General features: G+C 53.6%; 13 protein-coding genes. 7 read left to right on the top strand and 6 right to left on the bottom strand.

Annotation, left to right across the window (positions count from 1 at the left end; all coding sequences use genetic code 11):
• Window positions 1–10: 10 nt before the first annotated feature.
• The 7 genes from ACTG27_RS09805 to ACTG27_RS09775 all read left to right on the top strand — a co-directional run bounded on the left by ACTG27_RS09805 (window position 11) and on the right by ACTG27_RS09775 (window position 7,772).
• Window positions 11–976 carry a Wzz/FepE/Etk N-terminal domain-containing protein gene (locus ACTG27_RS09805; RefSeq protein WP_368150154.1) on the top strand — a complete coding sequence of 322 codons (966 nt, stop codon included), beginning with the start codon at window positions 11–13 and terminating at the stop codon, window positions 974–976.
• 96 nt (window positions 977–1,072) lie between these two features.
• Window positions 1,073–1,312: a hypothetical protein gene (locus ACTG27_RS09800; RefSeq protein WP_108613095.1), complete on the top strand. Its 240-nt coding sequence runs from the start codon at window positions 1,073–1,075 to the stop codon at window positions 1,310–1,312.
• A gap of 90 nt (window positions 1,313–1,402) precedes the next feature.
• Complete coding sequence (locus ACTG27_RS09795) at window positions 1,403–2,074, top strand: YjbF family lipoprotein (RefSeq protein WP_108613094.1); 672 nt, start codon at window positions 1,403–1,405, stop codon at window positions 2,072–2,074.
• Window positions 2,071–2,817, top strand: coding sequence for a capsule biosynthesis GfcC family protein (locus ACTG27_RS09790; RefSeq protein WP_042657814.1), 747 nt, complete (start codon window positions 2,071–2,073; stop codon window positions 2,815–2,817). The genes ACTG27_RS09795 and ACTG27_RS09790 overlap by 4 nt, the downstream gene beginning before the upstream one ends.
• Entirely contained in the window at window positions 2,817–4,889 is a 2,073-nt protein-coding gene (locus ACTG27_RS09785) for a YjbH domain-containing protein (RefSeq protein WP_439979588.1), read from the top strand. The genes ACTG27_RS09790 and ACTG27_RS09785 overlap by 1 nt, the downstream gene beginning before the upstream one ends.
• Before the next feature lie 124 nt (window positions 4,890–5,013).
• The gene (locus ACTG27_RS09780) at window positions 5,014–6,753 is read left to right on the top strand and encodes a Wzy polymerase domain-containing protein (RefSeq protein ID WP_439980510.1); all 1,740 of its coding nucleotides are present in this window, start codon (window positions 5,014–5,016) and stop codon (window positions 6,751–6,753) included.
• Window positions 6,754–7,361: 608 nt separating this feature from the next.
• Window positions 7,362–7,772, top strand: a complete 411-nt coding sequence (locus ACTG27_RS09775; RefSeq protein ID WP_005344269.1) for an H-NS family histone-like protein — start codon at window positions 7,362–7,364, stop codon at window positions 7,770–7,772.
• 535 nt (window positions 7,773–8,307) lie between these two features.
• Here the strand turns inward: ACTG27_RS09775 and ACTG27_RS09770 are convergent.
• The 6 genes from ACTG27_RS09770 to nadK form a co-directional block, all read right to left on the bottom strand.
• The gene (locus ACTG27_RS09770; protein WP_439979587.1) at window positions 8,308–9,672 is read right to left on the bottom strand and encodes an efflux transporter outer membrane subunit; all 1,365 of its coding nucleotides are present in this window, start codon (window positions 9,670–9,672) and stop codon (window positions 8,308–8,310) included.
• Window positions 9,673–9,674: 2 nt separating this feature from the next.
• A complete protein-coding gene (locus ACTG27_RS09765) occupies window positions 9,675–11,648 on the bottom strand; it encodes a MacB family efflux pump subunit (RefSeq protein WP_439979586.1) in 1,974 nt (657 codons plus the stop codon).
• Window positions 11,645–12,808 carry an efflux RND transporter periplasmic adaptor subunit gene (locus tag ACTG27_RS09760; protein ID WP_439979585.1) on the bottom strand — a complete coding sequence of 388 codons (1,164 nt, stop codon included), beginning with the start codon at window positions 12,806–12,808 and terminating at the stop codon, window positions 11,645–11,647. Before ACTG27_RS09760 ends, ACTG27_RS09765 begins: the two co-directional genes overlap by 4 nt.
• Before the next feature lie 248 nt (window positions 12,809–13,056).
• Window positions 13,057–13,947 carry a manganese-dependent inorganic pyrophosphatase gene (locus tag ACTG27_RS09755; RefSeq protein ID WP_439979584.1) on the bottom strand — a complete coding sequence of 297 codons (891 nt, stop codon included), beginning with the start codon at window positions 13,945–13,947 and terminating at the stop codon, window positions 13,057–13,059.
• 327 nt (window positions 13,948–14,274) lie between these two features.
• Window positions 14,275–15,939 carry a DNA repair protein RecN gene (gene recN, locus ACTG27_RS09750; protein ID WP_439979583.1) on the bottom strand — a complete coding sequence of 555 codons (1,665 nt, stop codon included), beginning with the start codon at window positions 15,937–15,939 and terminating at the stop codon, window positions 14,275–14,277.
• Between the two features lie 251 nt (window positions 15,940–16,190).
• Window positions 16,191–17,075, bottom strand: a complete 885-nt coding sequence (gene nadK, locus ACTG27_RS09745; protein ID WP_005338038.1) for an NAD(+) kinase — start codon at window positions 17,073–17,075, stop codon at window positions 16,191–16,193.
• Window positions 17,076–17,159: the final 84 nt, after the last annotated feature.

The following is a 17,159-nucleotide window of genomic DNA, read 5'->3' as shown; positions in this document are numbered from 1 at the left end:
CTGGTTTGTTATGGCACAAGTAAAAGAATATTCTCCTTTAACCTTGGCAATGAACGGAGGGAAGGAAGATGAAATCGATTTGCGTGAATTATTCGCGGCGCTTTGGCGTGGTAAGTGGTGGGTAGTCGCCAGTACCTTGGTTGGTGCGGTTATTGCTGTCATTTTTGCACTCTCACTGCCAAATATTTATCGTTCAGAGGCTTTGCTTGCCCCATCTACGGAGCAGCAAGGAGGTGGACTTGCTGCTATGGCTGCCCAATTTGGCGGTCTTGCTAGCTTGGCTGGTGTCAATCTCAGTGGTGGCGGTGGTCAGGACAAGACGGCTATTGCGGTCGAAATTGGGAAATCCCGTCAATTCTTAAGTCACTTTATCCGCCAACATCAGTTGGAAGTGCCGTTGATGGCTGTTACCAAAACAGACAAGGCGACCGGTGAATTGGTGATTGATGAAGATGTCTACGATGTCGCCGGCAAAAAGTGGGTGCGTGAAATGCCTCTTGGCAAGTCCGTGGAACCAACAGATTGGGAGCTAGTTAAGGCATTTCGTGAACTTGCCAGTATTAATAAGGATGCCAAATCAGGGTTGGTGACGGTGGCGGTGGAGTACTACTCCCCCGAGTCTGCGAAGCAATGGGTTGACTGGTTGGTGGCCGACCTCAATGAGGCCATGAAGCTGCGTGAGCAAGTTGATGCGACGCGTAACATTGCTTATCTCAAAGCACAGCTTGAGAAAACCCCGGTCGCAGATATGCAGAAGGTGTTTTATCAACTGATAGAGGATCAGACCAAAACCTTGATGTTGACTGAAGTGAATCAAGAGTACGTGTTTAAAACCCTTGATCCTGCCGTGGTTGCCGAGGAAAAGGCAAAACCCAAACGTGCGTTGATTGCAGTATTGGGGACGCTGCTTGGCGGAATGCTAGGCGTTATGATTGTACTGGTTCGCCATGGAATCGGTCGTTCACCTCATCATTGATGAGAGGGCTCATCTGAGCGACTCACACTGGCTAATTGCTCTGTTTCAAGATATCCTGTTAGTACTTTAAGTCATGTTTAAATAAGGAAATTTGTAATGAAAAAATCAGCGTTGACTCTGGCTGCTATGTTGGTTCTCTCTTCAAATGCATTTGCAGCTGAAGAAGTTGCAGGTACTGCGGCTGGTTCCACTGGCGTAGCAGGTACTGCCGCTGTAGGTACTACCACTCTGGTTGCTGTGGGCGTTGGTGCAGCGGCTCTGGCTGCTGTTGTTGTTGCTAATGCCAATGACGACTCCACCAGTACCAGCACTAACACAACAACTGCTACTAAATAAGTTGTTTGATATTGTAATAAGGCTGCCACATTGGCAGCCTTATTTTTGTCGCTTTGCAATTATTTTCCCATTCCACTGAGTAACCCATCTATGTTTTCTCTTCGTTTGTTTATGTCTTTGGGGTTATTACTCTTGAGTGGCTGTTCCGCCACCAGTTCAGATACCTATGCAACTCTCCGCTATGCCCTTTTGGGAATGGATGATGTGGAGGTTACGTCTGAAAAAATACGTGAATTACCTTATGCGAGCGCCTATCTGCGAGTAGGTGATAATCCACAGGCATTGGTTGTGCTTGCGTTTGCAGATCCTGATGGTTCATTGAGCTGGGTGAGCTCTGATAATAAGCTTTTTGTTACCAAATCAGGTCGGCTACACAAGACGGTGGGTTTGGAAAATGATCTCTATTTAGTGGCATCATCCTGGCCTGATCCATTGAAAAAAATGGTAAATGTACCCGATATATCTTTGAACCTGGATGCTATGTCTTGGCAGTATACTGCCGAATGGGAAAAGGATTATCTGAGTGGATATGACATGCGGGCTAAGTTTATATCTGCTGTTCCAGAAAAGTTGTTAATCCTTGATAAAACACATGATGTTATGTTGATTGATGAGTTGGTCAGTGTCGGACATGACCAGAACTCTTGGCATAACTACTATTGGTTTGAGCCTAGTACGAGCAGAGTATTAAAAAGCCAGCAGCAATTGGGGCCGGAATTACCGGTGATTGAAATGACAATATTAAAGCCGTACGCATTATGAAAAGATACCTGACGATCGGTCTCATACCATTTTTTGCTTTGGCTCAAGCTGATGTAAACGTGATTTTTGAGCGTCATGCTACAGCGAAGATTGAGTTGCATGATGGTGCCAGACTTGCAGACCTGTTATTTAATGTTCAATTACCAGATGATATCTATTGGCGTACTGCACAAATTGCGAATGAAAAGACCATAGCGGAATTTCAGATGACTAAAGAGCAATTGCTCAAGGATATTAAAGCACTTCAAGTACTTTGGATGCGAGCAGGTGACAAAGGTTCATTGATCCAGTCAACGCAACAGTTACTACAAGAGCTGGACAAAGTTCCTGTCAGTGGCCGTTTGTCAATCGCATTAGATCCTGCCAAGTCCAGAATTGACCCGCATGGTAATCCACTATTAAAAGGGCAGTACACCCTTTTCCTTGCTTCAAGGCCCGATTTTATCTACTTCGTGGGACTGATTAACGGTCGCAGTAAACAGCCACTTCAGCCTGGTGCCAGTTTGGCAAGCTATTGGCAGGATTACCGCTTGTTGGCTGGCGCTGCGCAGTATGAAGCATTTCTGATCCAGCCTGACGGTTCTATCAGCCAGGTTCCTGTTGCGAATTGGAACAAACTGCATCGTGAACCTATGGCGGGTGCTACGCTCTTTGTCGGTTTTGATCCCCAAATCCTTCCAGAGCAATATAAAGATATCAATATTCGTATTGCCAGTCTGCTTGCTAATCGAGTACCAGAATAATGCTGCCTAAATTGAAATATATTGCGATCTTTGTTTCAGGAGCTGTTTGTGCTGCAGAGTCTGTTATTGATCCTTATGGTCCTTCACAAGGTGATTTCGGTGGTGTGGGTCTGCTTCAAATGCCTACCGCACGAATGGCTAAAACAGGTGAGTTCAGTGCCAACTATGTTGATAATGACCAATATCGTCGATGGTCTATCTCTGCGCAGCCATTCGACTGGTTTGAAGCAACACTGAGATATACTGATGTAAGAACAAAAAAGTACAGTCCCTACGAAGATTTTAGTGGTGATCAAACCTACAAAGACAAAGGGATGGATTTCAAGTTTCGTCTTTGGCAAGAATCTAACTATCTGCCACAGGTTTCAGTTGGCTTTAGAGATCTAATGGGGACCGGTCTCTTTGATAGTGAATTTGTGACGGCCAGCAAGCGGTATGGACCATTTGATTTTACTATCGGTATCGGCTGGGGAAATATGGCCGAAAGTGGTAATGTTAAAAACCCATTTTGTGAGTATAAAGATAGCTGGTGTCAAAGAAATAATAGCTTCTCTGGTAATGGTGGTAAGTTTGAGTTTGATAGCCTGTTTCATGGGCCAGCAGCACTCTTTGGCGGTGTTGAGTATCAAACACCATGGCAGCCACTCAGGTTGAAGCTGGAATATGATGGCAATGATTATAGCAAGGAGTTCGCTGGCCATATTTATCAAGATTCACCTTGGAATGTCGGGGCTGTGTACCGAGTTTTCGAGAATATGGATAGCCATCTAAGCTGGCAGAGAGGAAACACCTTGATGTGGGGGGTGACTTTTCGGACTAACTTTAATGATATGAAACCCGCTCATATTGATCAGCCGAGACCCATTTATCAGCCTGACCAAGTTCCAGCCACTATGACTGATGTGAAGTGGAAGGCGCTAACTGACGATTTGAAAGAGAATGCTGGTTGGCAGGATACAGAATTTTACACAACCACCAATTCTGTGACTGTCATCGGCACGCAGAGCAAGTATCGCGATCAGAATGAGGCGATGAAGAGAACCTCTTTGTTAGCCGCAAATTATTTGCCGGGTACGGTCGATCAGCTGAATGTTGTTGAGCGTAAGGCGAATTTCCAGTTGCAAGAAACCCGCATCGATCTCCCATCTGTTCGTCATGCCAATGTGGTACAGGTGTTGGGAGAAGAACAACATGAAAAATCGATGGTTCAGGCTGCAGGAAAAATTCAGGGAGAATCTATCTACTCATCTGAGCGCAAGTCATTTTCATACTCTTTTGATCCAGACCTAACGCAATCATTTGGTGGTGCTGAGTCTTTCTATATGTATCAGTTAGGCATTAATGCAAATGCTGATTGGCATATAAATGAAAACAACAGTTTGCAAAGTACGCTGTTTGTTAATCTGGTTAATAACTACGATGAGTTCAATTATAAAGCTCCTCCTCCAGATGGCGCTGCCTTACCACGGGTTCGGACGTGGATTCGTGAGTATGTCGATTCTTCTAATGTATTACTCAACAACTTGCAGTTAACCCATATGCAACCACTTGCTCAAGATTGGTACGGGCAAGCTTATGGGGGATATCTGGAGATGATGTATGCCGGTGTTGGCAGTGAGGTACTCTATCGTCCATATGGCAAAACTTGGGCCATTGGCGTTGATGCCAACTGGGTAAAACAACGAGACTGGCACAACACCCTGAAAATGGCTGATTACGATGTAATGACAGGACATGTTACTGCGTATTGGCAGTTACCATTCATGAGTAATGTCACCGCTAAAGTCTCCGTAGGTCAGTATTTGGCTGGTGACAAAGGCGCTACATTCGACTTCTCCAAACGGTTTGATTCGGGTGTTGTCTTGGGGGGGTATGCAACATTTACCAATGTTTCTGCAGACGAGTATGGTGAAGGTAGCTTTACCAAAGGCATTTATGTCACGATACCGTTTGATTTGATGCTGCTCAAGCCAACAACCGCGAAAGGAAGCATTGGATGGGTTCCTTTGACACGGGATGGAGGCCAGATGTTGAGCCGCAAGAATGGTCTTTACGGCTTGACAGAGCTATAGTAATCAAAAGTTGCATAGAGCCTATCTTTTTTCATCAAACAGGGCGAGCAGTTGTAAACTGCTCGCCCTTTTATTACCTACCCAAGAGATATGGCAATCTGCAGAATTATGCTAGGAATGCATGATGATTAAATACTTACGTGTTTTGTTTGGCGTACTTTGTATCGCTTATTGGTTGTTGGGCATGCATTTTTTTATGCATAACCCTGGAGGTGCAGGGCTGTATCTGCCCTTTAACGCATGGGGATGGGTGTTTGCCTCGTTGGCTATTGGATTGGGATTGTGGCAGGTGACGTTACGTCAGCGCCTGCTCTTCTCTCCATTACAAGCGGGTTTATGGATAGGGTCACTCTTGCTGTTGCTCCCGATGCTCTATCCTGGTTTTGCATTCAAGGATTATGCTATTCCCCGATTGCTGGGACTTTTTGCTGGCCTACTGTTTTTGTTTGGACTCTATCAATGGCGTTTTGATAAGGCGCAGCGTGATCGCTTGCTCTATCTCATCCTGATTGCGATCGCGATGGAGGCAGTGCTGGGGCTGGTGCAGTTCTACCTGTTAACGCCAGGTAACTGGATTGGCTATGACACCAAGGCCAATCGCCCTTACGGGATCTTTCAACAGCCAAACGTGATGGCGACGTTTATGGCAACTGGCCTTGCCCTTGCTATCTGGCTGGAATTACGCCGAGAGGGTGGTCGATTGCTGATGGCGTTGCGCTATGGCGTCATTCTATCTGCGGCACTTCTGCTCGTTGTTTTGCAATCCCGAGTGGGGCAGTTAGGCGGCCTGCTAGCCCTGTTCTTACTGATGCCTCAGCTTTATCGACAGCGGCTGCTATGGCGTATATTAGGTCTGGTTATCTTGGCTGTAGCGATTGGCCTGTTATCACAATATTGGATTGTTGGAGCCAAGCGTGGGCTGGAGATCTATCAGTCTGGTGGTATGCGCTCTATTTACTGGCCTTATGCGGCAAAACTGATTGCTCAGGCTCTCTGGAGTGGTTGGGGATACGGTAGTTTTGAATCTATTTTTCTCCATCACTACATGGCTGATAAAGCACTGAATCCGTCCATGGTGCAGATTGAGTACAATTTTGACCACCCCCACAACGAGTTTCTCTATTGGGCTGTTGAGGGCGGTATTGCACCCATGGTCGGCATGGTGATCATGGGAGGTGCATTATTATGGCGTCTGGCGAGTGTGCGCTGGGTGCATGCCATGGGGCTGCTTGCCTTGGTTACCCCAATATTGCTTCATACCCAGACGGAATACCCTCTCTACCATGCGATCGTGTTATGGTGGCTGTTGCTGACGCTGATTTATATCATCGATACCGAAATTGAAGAGACCAACCTGGCGAGTCAGGGTTTCTCATCATGGTGGGATATGGAGTGCCGCCCATGGCTGTTACTGCGATTTATGGCGATCGCTATCCCGCTGCTGGTCGTTCCCTTTATGCTCACAGTAATTCACACCGCATGGGTAGTCACCAAATATGAACGGGGTGGGTATAAAGAGCCTGCTTTGCTACTTGATATCGTCAATCCCATGGCTTGGTTGACCCGAGTGGAATTTGATGTGAACTCAGTTCGTCTGATGGTGGGCTTGCAGACAAATAACAAGACCGAACTGGAAGCTTATCTGGAGTGGGGGCAGGCATTCGTACGCCATACACCGCGTGCCAACATATACGCCAATATGGTGATCGCGCTTAATGCATTGGGTCGTACAGAGGAAGCCAATGCGATGCGAGCTGAAGCACTTAAGCTCTATCCAACCGAGCCCCTTTTAACTGGGTCTGCTTCACAGGCAGTGATTACCGGTGTTGACCAATCAGGCAAGAATATAACCAAAAATAAATAGTGCTATTTGGATACATAGAAAGCCAGCCCTTAAAAACGGCTGGCTTTTTTATTTTTTCCCTTCTGGACAACCAGTATCTGAACAGTCTGTTTTCGGACACATGCGTCTGTCAAACGGGCTATGAAAGGCATATTTGAAATGTCATGTGGCGATCCCAACCAATTGATTAATATGTAATTTTGTCGATGGCGTTGAAGGGGTTGATAGTCAATTGGGAGTATCCCCTTCATCATCGGGTGAAGGGACAGGTTCTAGACGTGTTCATTGCTAAACAGATAGGCATAGTCTTGTCACATGATGTTGAACGTATGGTAGAAATGTTCGCTCAGGCTTATAAAGCAGGTTACCGAGTTAGTTTTGTTGGATGCTGAACTGGAAATTAATGAGTCTTGAAATACCGATGTTTCTTGAACACAAGATGGTAATCACCTCTCTACCCAGAAGATCTGCATTCCAGCCAGTTTGTTATTGATAGTGGCAAGCATTCGATCTTGATGGTGAAATTTAAGAAAAAAAGAACGTTAATATAGAAAAACTGTATGTTCTCGCGAATTGTCCATGCTATTCTGAAACGGTATCCCTGTAACCGACTTTTTTGTGAGGAAATAATGAACGAGTTTCTGAAAGTTCTGCTGAACATTCGCAGTTTGCGTGCGGCTATTCGTGAGCTGCCGTTTGAGCAACTGCTGGAAGCTAAAGAGAAGTTTGACCTGGTTTACCAAGAGCGCGCAGATTCTGTTGAACAGGAGCGTGCTGAACAGGAAGAGCGTCAGCGCAAGCTGAATGAATTCACCGAAATGCTGCAGCAGGCTGGTATTGATCCTCGCGAGCTGTTGGCGACTGCCGCTGCTCCGGCTGCTGCGACTGGCGCTGCCAAGAGCAAGCGTGCTCCGCGTCCGGCTAAATACAAGTACGAAGAAGATGGCCAGGAAAAAACCTGGACCGGTCAAGGCCGTATGCCGAAAGCCATTGCTGCTCAAGTAGCACTGGGTAAAGACCTGAACGATTTCCTGATCTAATTCGTCAGGTTCAGAGATTGAATAATGCCGCCCTTGAGCGGCATTATTTTTGCCGTTTTACTCGTGGTTATCCAATCCGCCTTCCGCCCCACTGCTATCTACATCCTCGCTTGTATCCTTTTTAACGTCGTTTCACTTTACTGTCACTTTGCTCAATATCACTCTGTGTTTGCGATTAATTTCGTCGTGCAGAATTAACTACGTGATATCACTATTTGTATGCGTCGTGCAGATATGCGCTTCGGATATGTCTCTCATGATTCACGGAGCGCCGCTCGGCAAGAGCCAAGCTCTCTGCTGATTGAATATCCGATAATCGTTATCTCCGTTCAGGGAGCGTGAGGGATAGAGAGAGTCGCAAAGTATGGCCGGGATTTTCTGGGTCACCGATGCATGTAATTGGCTGCGCTGCCGTAACTGCCCCTGATGATGAGCAATGGCGTTTGTCTGCCGTGTGGGCGAGGGAATTCGGTGCGGTCGATGGCGATGGTATTCCCCACTCTATAGGCAGAGTGGGGAATATTGGGGGGAGGCGTTATCGGGGCGCCACGCTATCGCTGCCACCCAGGGCGCGATAGATTTTGGCAGTGGTGGTGAGCTGCTCCTTTTGCTGGGCCAACAGGCTCTGCTGGGCATCCCACAGCCGGTTCTGCTCATCGAGCCAGGCTTGCACGCCGGTCGCTCCCGCCTGGAAGCGAGCCTTGGCCAGGCGTTCGGCCTCCTGGGCATAACTCAGTTGTTCCTGCAGATAATCGAGTCGCTGCTGGCCATAGTGGCGGGCGGCCAGATTGTCTTCAACCTCCACCATTGCGGTGTAGAGCTGTTTGCGAAACTCGGTTTCAGCGATCTGGTAATCCAGCTCTGAGCTTTCGATGGCAAGCTGGGTGCGGTTGTATTCAAGGAAAGGGAGGGCAAGGCTGGCCCCTAGTGTACCGACCGGATTTTGCAGCACCTGCGCCAATCTATCGGATGCGGTGCTGGCACTGCCGGTCAGGGTCAGGCTGGGGTAGAAGCTGGTGCGGATCTCATCCCCTTTAGCCAGCGTCTTGCGCAGCCGCAATTCGGCCGCTTTGACGTCGGGGCGGCGTGCCAGCACATCGGCCGGAATACCCACCGCAAGTTCAGGAATGGTCTGCTTTGCAAGGGAAGCGGGTGCATACTCCAGCGGCCCGCTGCTGCGGCCCAGCAACAGACGCAGGGCATTGCGAGCTTGCTCCTGCTGCGCCTTGAGGGAGGCCTGCTCAGCCTGTTTTCCGGCCAACTGTTGGCGTGCCTGCGCCAGATCGAGTCGGGTAATGGCGCCTGCCTGGTATTTGGTCTGGGTCAGCTGCTCGGTACGGGTCAGGTTGGCCAGCTGCTGTTCTCCGAGTGCGATGGCAGAGCCGAGATAGCCGAGCTGCCAATACTGCTCCAGGGTATTGCCGATCAGCAGCAGTCGGGTGCTGGCGAGATCCTGCTCGCTTGCCGCTGCTTCCCAGCTTGCCTGATCTCGCACCGAGGCGAGCTTGCCCCACAAATCTACTTCGTAACTGAAGCTCAGCGAGGGACCCAGACTGTTGGTGCCTTTGCCGGTTTTCAGATCCTTGTTGCCGCTGGCGGCGATAGTGCCATTGACCGAAGGCGTGAGGTTGGTATCGGCCTGCTCGGCGCCCAGTCGGGCGCTTTTGAGCTTGAGGGCCGCCACACGCATGTCCGGGTTGGCGGCCAGTACCGCCTCGACCAGTTTGTCGAGCTGGGGATCATGAAATTCCCGCCACCAGGGGCCAGCCTGCGCAGCCAGTTGGGCGCCCTCTGCCTGTTGCCATACGGGGGCGATCGCCAGCTCGGGTCTTTGATAGGTGCTGTGCTGACTACAGCCGCTGAGGGTCATGCAGAGAGCCAGCCAGGAGAGTTTGTGCATTGTTATTCCCTCGCCAGTGCGACAACAGGGTCGAGCCGCGCCGCATTGCGTGCCGGCAGGTAACCAAACAGGATCCCGATGAGTGACGAGCAGCCAAAGGCCATCAGGATGGAGAAGAGCGAAAACTGCATCTTGATGGAGTTCACCAACAGTGAAAAGAGCGCGCCAATGCCTAGCGAGAGGCCGACGCCGAAGATCCCCCCCAGCAGGCTCACCATCACAGCCTCAATCAGGAATTGCTGCAGAATATCCGACTGGCGGGCACCCACGGCCATGCGAATGCCGATCTCGCGAGTGCGCTCCACCACCGACACCAGCATGATGTTCATCACGCCCACCCCGCCGACGATCAGCGAGATCACTGCGATGGCCGATACCATCAGGGTCATGGTGGCGGTGGTTTTCTCCACCGATTTGATGATGCTGTCGCTGCTGAAGGTGAAGAAATCCTTCACCCCGTGGCGCTTGGTGATCAACTCGATCACCGCCTGCTCGGCCAGTGCCGGTTGTACCCCGTCCTTGACCCGGATAGTGATTTGGCTGAAGTGGTGCTGCGAGATGAGGCGACTCATCACCGCGCTGTAGGGCAGCCAGATATTGACTGACTGGCTGGTGGGGCCGAAGCCGGTCTCCTGCGAAACCACACCGACAATCCGCACCGGCAAGGTGCCGACCAGTACCACCTTGCCGACCGGATCCTCCTTGCCAAGCAGGCTGGTGATGCTCTTCTTGTCCACTACGGCAACGGCGGCACGCTGCTGGATATCTTGCCACTCCAGTAAGCGACCACTGACCAGCGTCATTCCCTTCACCTTGAAATAGTCGTTACCAACCCCGGTCACATTGCCGCTGTTGGTCTTGTTGCGATAGCGCAACTGGCCGGAGCTGCCGATCTCGGGGCTGGCGCCCGCAAGATAAGGTTGTCCCAGCAGAGCATCGAGATCCCCCTTGTTGAGGGTCTGGATGCTGGCCATCTTCTCATCGCCCCATCCCTTGCCCGGGAAGATTTCGATGGTGTTGGTGCCCATCGCATTGATCTGGTCGATCACCTTGGCGCGCGCCCCTTGACCAAGAGCGACCACGCTCACCACGGCGGCGATGCCGATGATGATGCCGAGCATGGTGAGGAAGGTGCGCATCCGGTGGGCGAGCATGGCATGCATCGCCATCCGTCCCGCTTCCCGATAACGATCCCAGTCGTGGCCCATGGCACCTTTAGTGGGCACTATTTTTTGAGGGGTTGTGGCGGTGGCTGGAGCCAACACGGCCGTTTGGCTGGGGCCGCTATCTTGTTCAATCCGACCATCCTTGAGAGTGATGATCCGGTCGGCATGGCTGGCCACGTTCATATCGTGGGTGACCAGAATGATGGTATGGCCCTGAGCGTGCAGCTCCTTGAGGATCGCCATCACCTCCTTGCCGCTCTGGCTATCCAGTGCGCCGGTCGGTTCATCGGCGAGGATCACTTCGCCGCCATTGGCCAGCGCCCGGGCGATACTGACCCGCTGCTGCTGACCGCCGGAGAGTTGGCCCGGGGTATGGTGGCTGCGATCGGCCAGACCCAGTCTGCCCAGCAGCTGACCCGCGCGCGCCTGGCGATCCGGGCGACTGGTGCCAGCATAGACGGCCGGGATCTCCACGTTGGCTGCGGCATCGAGATGGGGCAGTAGATGGTAGCGCTGAAAGATAAAGCCGAAGTGGTGGCAGCGCAGCCGGGCCAGCGCCAACGCATCCATGGTCGCGGTGTCCTGACCGCGAAACAGATACTGGCCGCTGCTTGGGCTATCGAGACAACCCAACAGGTTCATCAGGGTCGACTTGCCAGAGCCGGACGCGCCGACAATGGCGATCATCTCTCCTGCCGTGATGGTGAGGTCAAGAGGGTGGAGCACGGTGACTTCGCTGTCGCCGCTCTGGTAGCGTCGCTCGACCCCTTTCAGCTGGATCAACGGCAGCTGGTTCAGGGGCTCACTCATAGCATCACCGCCATCTCATCATTGTCGGCGGGGGCACCGTGATTGAGCTGCACCTCCTCCTTCTCGCTCAGCCCGCTGATCACCTCAATGCGGATCTCGTCCTTCATACCGGTCTTGATATGACGGGTTTCGGTTGTCTCATCGTCCTTGATCACGGTGACTTCATACTCGTTGTCACCCAACGACTTGCCGAGGGCGGTTTGCGGCACAGTGAGCACCTGCTTGCGCTCGCCGAGCACTATGGTCACCTGGGTGGTCATTGCGACCCGCAGGGTATGAGCGGGATTGGGTACATCGAACAAGGCGTAGTAGTAGACAGCCGCATTGCTGGTGGTGGTGCCGGTGGTGGCCTGATCGTTGATGTTGGTGGGCGCTAACTCCACGGCGCGAAGCGTACCCTGATAGCGGGTATCCGGATCGCCGATCAAGGTGAAATAGACCGGCATGCCGGCTTTGACCTTGGTGACATCGGCTTCGGAGATCTGCGCCTTGACCGTCATGGTCTCGAGGTTGGCCAACTTGAGCACGGTCGGCACCGTCTGGCTGGCAGCCAGGGTCTGGCCCTGACGGGTCACAATGCTGATGACGGTGCCATCCATCGGCGCCAGGATCTTGGTGTAGCCCAGCTCGGTTTTGGCCCGCTCCACCTTGATGATGGCGTTGGCGATGTTGGCCTGACTGTTTTGCAGTTCGGCGCGGGTGACCGCCAGCAGGGCCTCGGCATTCTCCAGATCGGCCCGTGAGCTCGCCTCCTGCTTGAACATCTGCTGCTGGCGCCGCCAGGCGAGCTCGTTCTGTTTGAGTTGTGCCTGCTTGATCTTGAGCTGGGCGCGGTTGCTGGCAAGCTCCGCCTCGGCCGTCTTGAGGTTGTTCTGGGCAATCAGGGGATCGATCTCGGCCAGCAGGTCTCCCTGTTTGACCTGATCACCGGCCTCGACGGCCAGCTTGGTGACCTGACCGGAGACCTGGGCCCCCACATCCACCTGCTCAACGGCCTGCAGCACACCACTGGCCAGTACGGTCTGGGCAATATCCTCGCGGGTCACCTGAGCGGTCAGCATCGCCTTGGGTGGTTGACTGGGCCAGAGCAGCCAGCCGAGGAGCACCACGGCGATCAGCATGGTGATGGCCAGGGTTCTCTGCTTGGGGGTTATGTTCATCGATCACCTGAATGGAAACGGAAAAGGTTGTGCGCGGCGAATATCCTGCAGCAAAGCCCTGATAAAGAACAGCCGCAAATATGTAAGCAAAGTTATGGCGTTAACTGTCAATAAGCCGTGAAAGGAGTAAGCGAGAGGCCGCAGTGGTGAGCAACATGATCAGCAAGAGGGGGGAGTGTGGCTGGCGGTGGCGATGAGAAAGCCCTGCGCAGAGGCAGGGCTTTGGAATAGGTTATGGCGAGTGAGGATTAGGCCTTGGCCAGCAGATCCATCACCCAGGGCAGACCCTGCTTCTTGCGGCTGACAAAGCCCGGGTGGTAGCTGGACTCTGCCGGTACTTTGGCGTGCTCGGTAAAGTAGATACGGCTCGCAGCCGCAGTCAGGTCAGTCACCATCAGCACGAAGAAGTCGAGCCCTTCGCTCGCCACGCGCTGGGCCATCTCCTGCAGCAGGGCTGGCAGGTGCTCGGCCAGTTGCTGTTCGCTGCCCACTTCAATCTGGCTCATGATGAAGTTCAGACCTTCGGCCTGGAATGCCTTCTCATCCTGCTGCAGCAGTTGAGCCGGAGTCAGGCCGCTCAGGTCGGTTTTCGCCATCAGCAGCTGTTGGCCGAATTCGGCCAGCGATACTTCGGCCAGCGGTGCCAGACGCTCACAGGCGATCTTGTCCTGTTCGGTGGTGGTCGGCGAGGTGAGACAGAGGGTGTCGCTCATGATGGCACCCAGCATCAGGCGAGCCTGGCTGCGGGTCACGGTACCTTGCTGGCTCAGCAGATCGAAGGCGATGGTGCAGGTGCAGCCGACGGCACGGATCCAGGCATCCAGCGGAGATTGGGTGACCAGAGTGCCGAGACGGTGGTGATCCACCAGGCCCAGTACATTGGCTTGTGCCAGTGTGGCAGGGCCCTGTTCCAGATCACTGAAATCCACCAGCCAGACATCTTCACCGGTCAGATCTTTGGTCAGCAACTCGGGTTCGCTGACGCCTGCCTGCTCCAGAATAAAACGGGTTTCGGTGCGCAGGTCACCCAGACGCCATGGGGTGGCCTGACGGCCCTGGCCATTGAGCCAGTCGGTGATAACCTGCGCACTGCAGATACTGTCGCTATCAGGATTCTTGTGACCAAAAACGTGGATCATAGACAAAGCCTCACAATTGGATACCCATAAAGGGGGGCAACACTATGCGAAATCCGCTACATGAAGGCAACCGGATCCACGCCCATGTTGCTGCCAGCTTCGCCTAACTCGCCATTTTATTGATCTGGGTCGGTAATCCTGATGCGTCTGTTGTTCTCACAATTGGCTATTGGCTATTGGCTATTGGCTATTGGCTATTGGCTATTGGCTATTGGCTATTGGCTATTGCTGACTGTGCAGGCTATGGCACTCGTCCGTGCCTGCGCAGTCAGCATGTTCTGTCAGCCCTGTCAGTCGCCATCCTGCAAATCGGCGTTTTGGCCTGATTCAACGGCGCAGCAGCTCGCGAGCATTGGCCAGGGTGTTGTCGGTGATCTGGTCGCCACCGAGCAGGCGTGCCAGCTCATTGAGACGGGCATTCTGGTCGAGCGCATCCATCCGGGTTTCGGTGGTTTTGCCATCGGTATGCTTGCTCACCACCATATGCTGGTGGCCGTTGCCTGCCACCTGAGGCAAGTGAGTGACCACCATCACCTGAGTGGACTCGCCGAGCTGGCGCAGCAGGCGACCCACCACGGCGGCAGTCGGGCCGCTGATCCCCACATCCACTTCGTCGAAAATCAGGGTCGGGGTGGAGATCTTGCGGGCGCTGATCACCACGATGGCGAGGCTGATGCGTGACAGTTCACCGCCTGAGGCCACCTTGCCAAGCGGTTGGATCGGTTGGCCCGGGTTGGTGGTGACCATAAACTCCACCCGATCGATACCCAGCGGAGAGAGGCTGCTCTGGGCGTCGGGGCGCACCTCGATGGCGAAACGGCCATCAGGCATCGCCAGTTCGTGCATGCTGCTGGTCACCTTGGCGCCCAGCTCCTGGGCGTAACGCTGACGGCTCTGACTCAGGGCTTCGGCGGCCTGGACAAAAGCCTGACGGGCATCGGCCAGCTCATCTTCCATCCCCTCTAACCGCTCCTCATCGGAGTTGAGGCGAGCGAGATCCGAGGCAAGCTCCTGATGGTGTTGGGCCAGATCCGCCGGTTTGACGTGGTGCTTGCGTGCCAGATTGATGGCTTTGGAGAGGCGGGCTTCCAGCTCGTTGAAACGTTCGGGATCCAGCTCCAGCCGATCGAGGTAGCTGCGAAGTTCGCTGTGGCTCTCCTGCACCCCGATCAGCGCTTCGTTCAGCATCTCCAGTACCGGGGTGAGGCGGCTGTCCATGCTGACCAGCCCCTCGGCCCGATCGACGGCCGATTGCAGCAGCCCTGCGATAGTGGTCTCTTCGTTGTCATAGAGCAGATCGAGGCAAGCCCCGCACTCTTGCATCAGCTCTGTGCCGTTGGCGAGACGCTGGTGCTCCTCTTCTATCTCTTCGAACTCCCCTAGTTGCAGGGCAAATTCGTCCAGCTCCTGCACCTGATACTCGATCAGTTGGCGACGGGCCTCCCGCTGCTGCTGCTCGGCTTTGAGCCGGTTGAGCTCGTTTTGCAGTTGGCGCCACTGCTGATAGTGCTGGCGCACCTCGTCGAGCAGCAGATGGTGACCGGCATAACCGTCGAGCAGAGCGAGCTGGTAGTCGGGTTTGAGCAGCATCTGGTGGGCATGCTGACCGTGTACGTTGACCAGCAGCTGACCCAGATTCTTGAGCTGGGTGAGGGGAACAGGCACGCCGTTGATATAGCTGCGTGAGCGCCCCTCGGCGGAGATGACTCGCCGCACGATACATTCACCTTCGTTTTCCAGTTCGTTGGTGGCGAGCCAGGCGCGAGCGGCCGGGTTGTTGTCCAGCAGGAAGCGGGCGCTGACCTCGCTTTTGTCGCTATCGGGTCGCACCATGCCGGCTTCGGCCCGCTCTCCAAGGCAGAGACCGAGAGCATCGATGGCGATGGATTTACCGGCACCGGTCTCACCTGTGATGCAGGTCATGCCCGGTTGCAGATCGAGTTCGAGAAACTTGACGATGGCGAAGTTGTTGACAGTCAGCTGGGTCAGCATGGTCTCATCCTGTATAGGTCAACATTACTGTGTATGCATCCAGTATATACTGGTCTTATATACAGTAAAGAGGGCACCGTCATTTTTAACAAAGGAAAGCCGCGCCAGTGCGCTATGGCTATGAGAATGCGGGACTGACTATTGGTACGCAGTACGGATATGAAGTGCAGGGGGCGTTGCCACGACAGAAAACAGAGAAGGGCGCCAATTCAGGCACCCTCTGTGGCAATGTTGCTGTCGGTCAGCGCCGATTAAAACAGCTTGCTGCCCCAGCCGAGCTTGTTGCGCAGCACGTGGAAGTAGCTGTAGTCGAGGGGATGCACCAGATGAAGCTGGTGGTGGCTCTTCTTGATCAGGATCTCGTCCCCCGGGTGGACCGCCAGCGTCACCTGGCCATCACAGCTGACCTGCATGGCATCGTCCTGATTATCCGGCGAGACCAGCAGCCGCACTTCGCTGTCGGCATCGAGCACGATGGGGCGACTGCTCAGGGTATGCGGGAACATGGGCACCAGCGTGATGGCGTTGAGTTTGGGGGTGAGGATGGCGCCGCCCGCTGACAGGGAGTAGGCGGTGGAGCCGGTCGGGGTGGCGACTATGATGCCGTCCGAGCGCTGGCTATACATAAAGCTGCCATCGATATAGACCTCGAACTCGATCATATGGGCGATCTTGCCCGGGTGCAGCACTGCTTCATTCACCGCCAGATTGCTCGACTTGCGCTCGCCGTGGCGATAGACCGAGGCCTCCAGCAGGAAGCGGTGTTCGCTCTTGTAGTGGCCGGAGAGCACCTGCTCCAGCGGCAGCAGATAATCCTGCGGCGAGAGATCGGTCAGAAAGCCGAGGTTGCCCCGGTTGACCCCGATCACCGCCACATCGAAGCGCGACAGCACCCGCGCCGCTCCCAGCATGTTGCCGTCGCCGCCGACCACGATGGCGAGATCGGCCTGCTGGCCCAGTTGTACCAGATCCATCACGTTTTCATCGAGGATGCTCAGGGTCTGGGCGACCCGGCTCTCCACCAGTACCCGAAAGCCGCGGGCGGTCAGGTATTGATGCAGGCCGGTCAGCGTCTGGTTGGCACCCTCATGGTGGGGTTTGCCAATCAGGGCGATGGTTTTGAACGGAGAATCCATAGTCAGTCAGATCTGGGATGGGTATTGCGGGCCAGTATACAGTGCTTTGCTCCGCTTGTGACGCTCTCCCGTGTGACGGGGGTG

This window comes from Aeromonas sp. 97A, from assembly GCF_051919185.1.
In the GTDB taxonomy this organism is placed as follows: Bacteria; Pseudomonadota; Gammaproteobacteria; order Enterobacterales; family Aeromonadaceae; genus Aeromonas; species Aeromonas veronii.
Note: the sequence above shows the minus strand (reverse complement) of the source record. Positions and strands in the feature narration are given on the sequence as shown.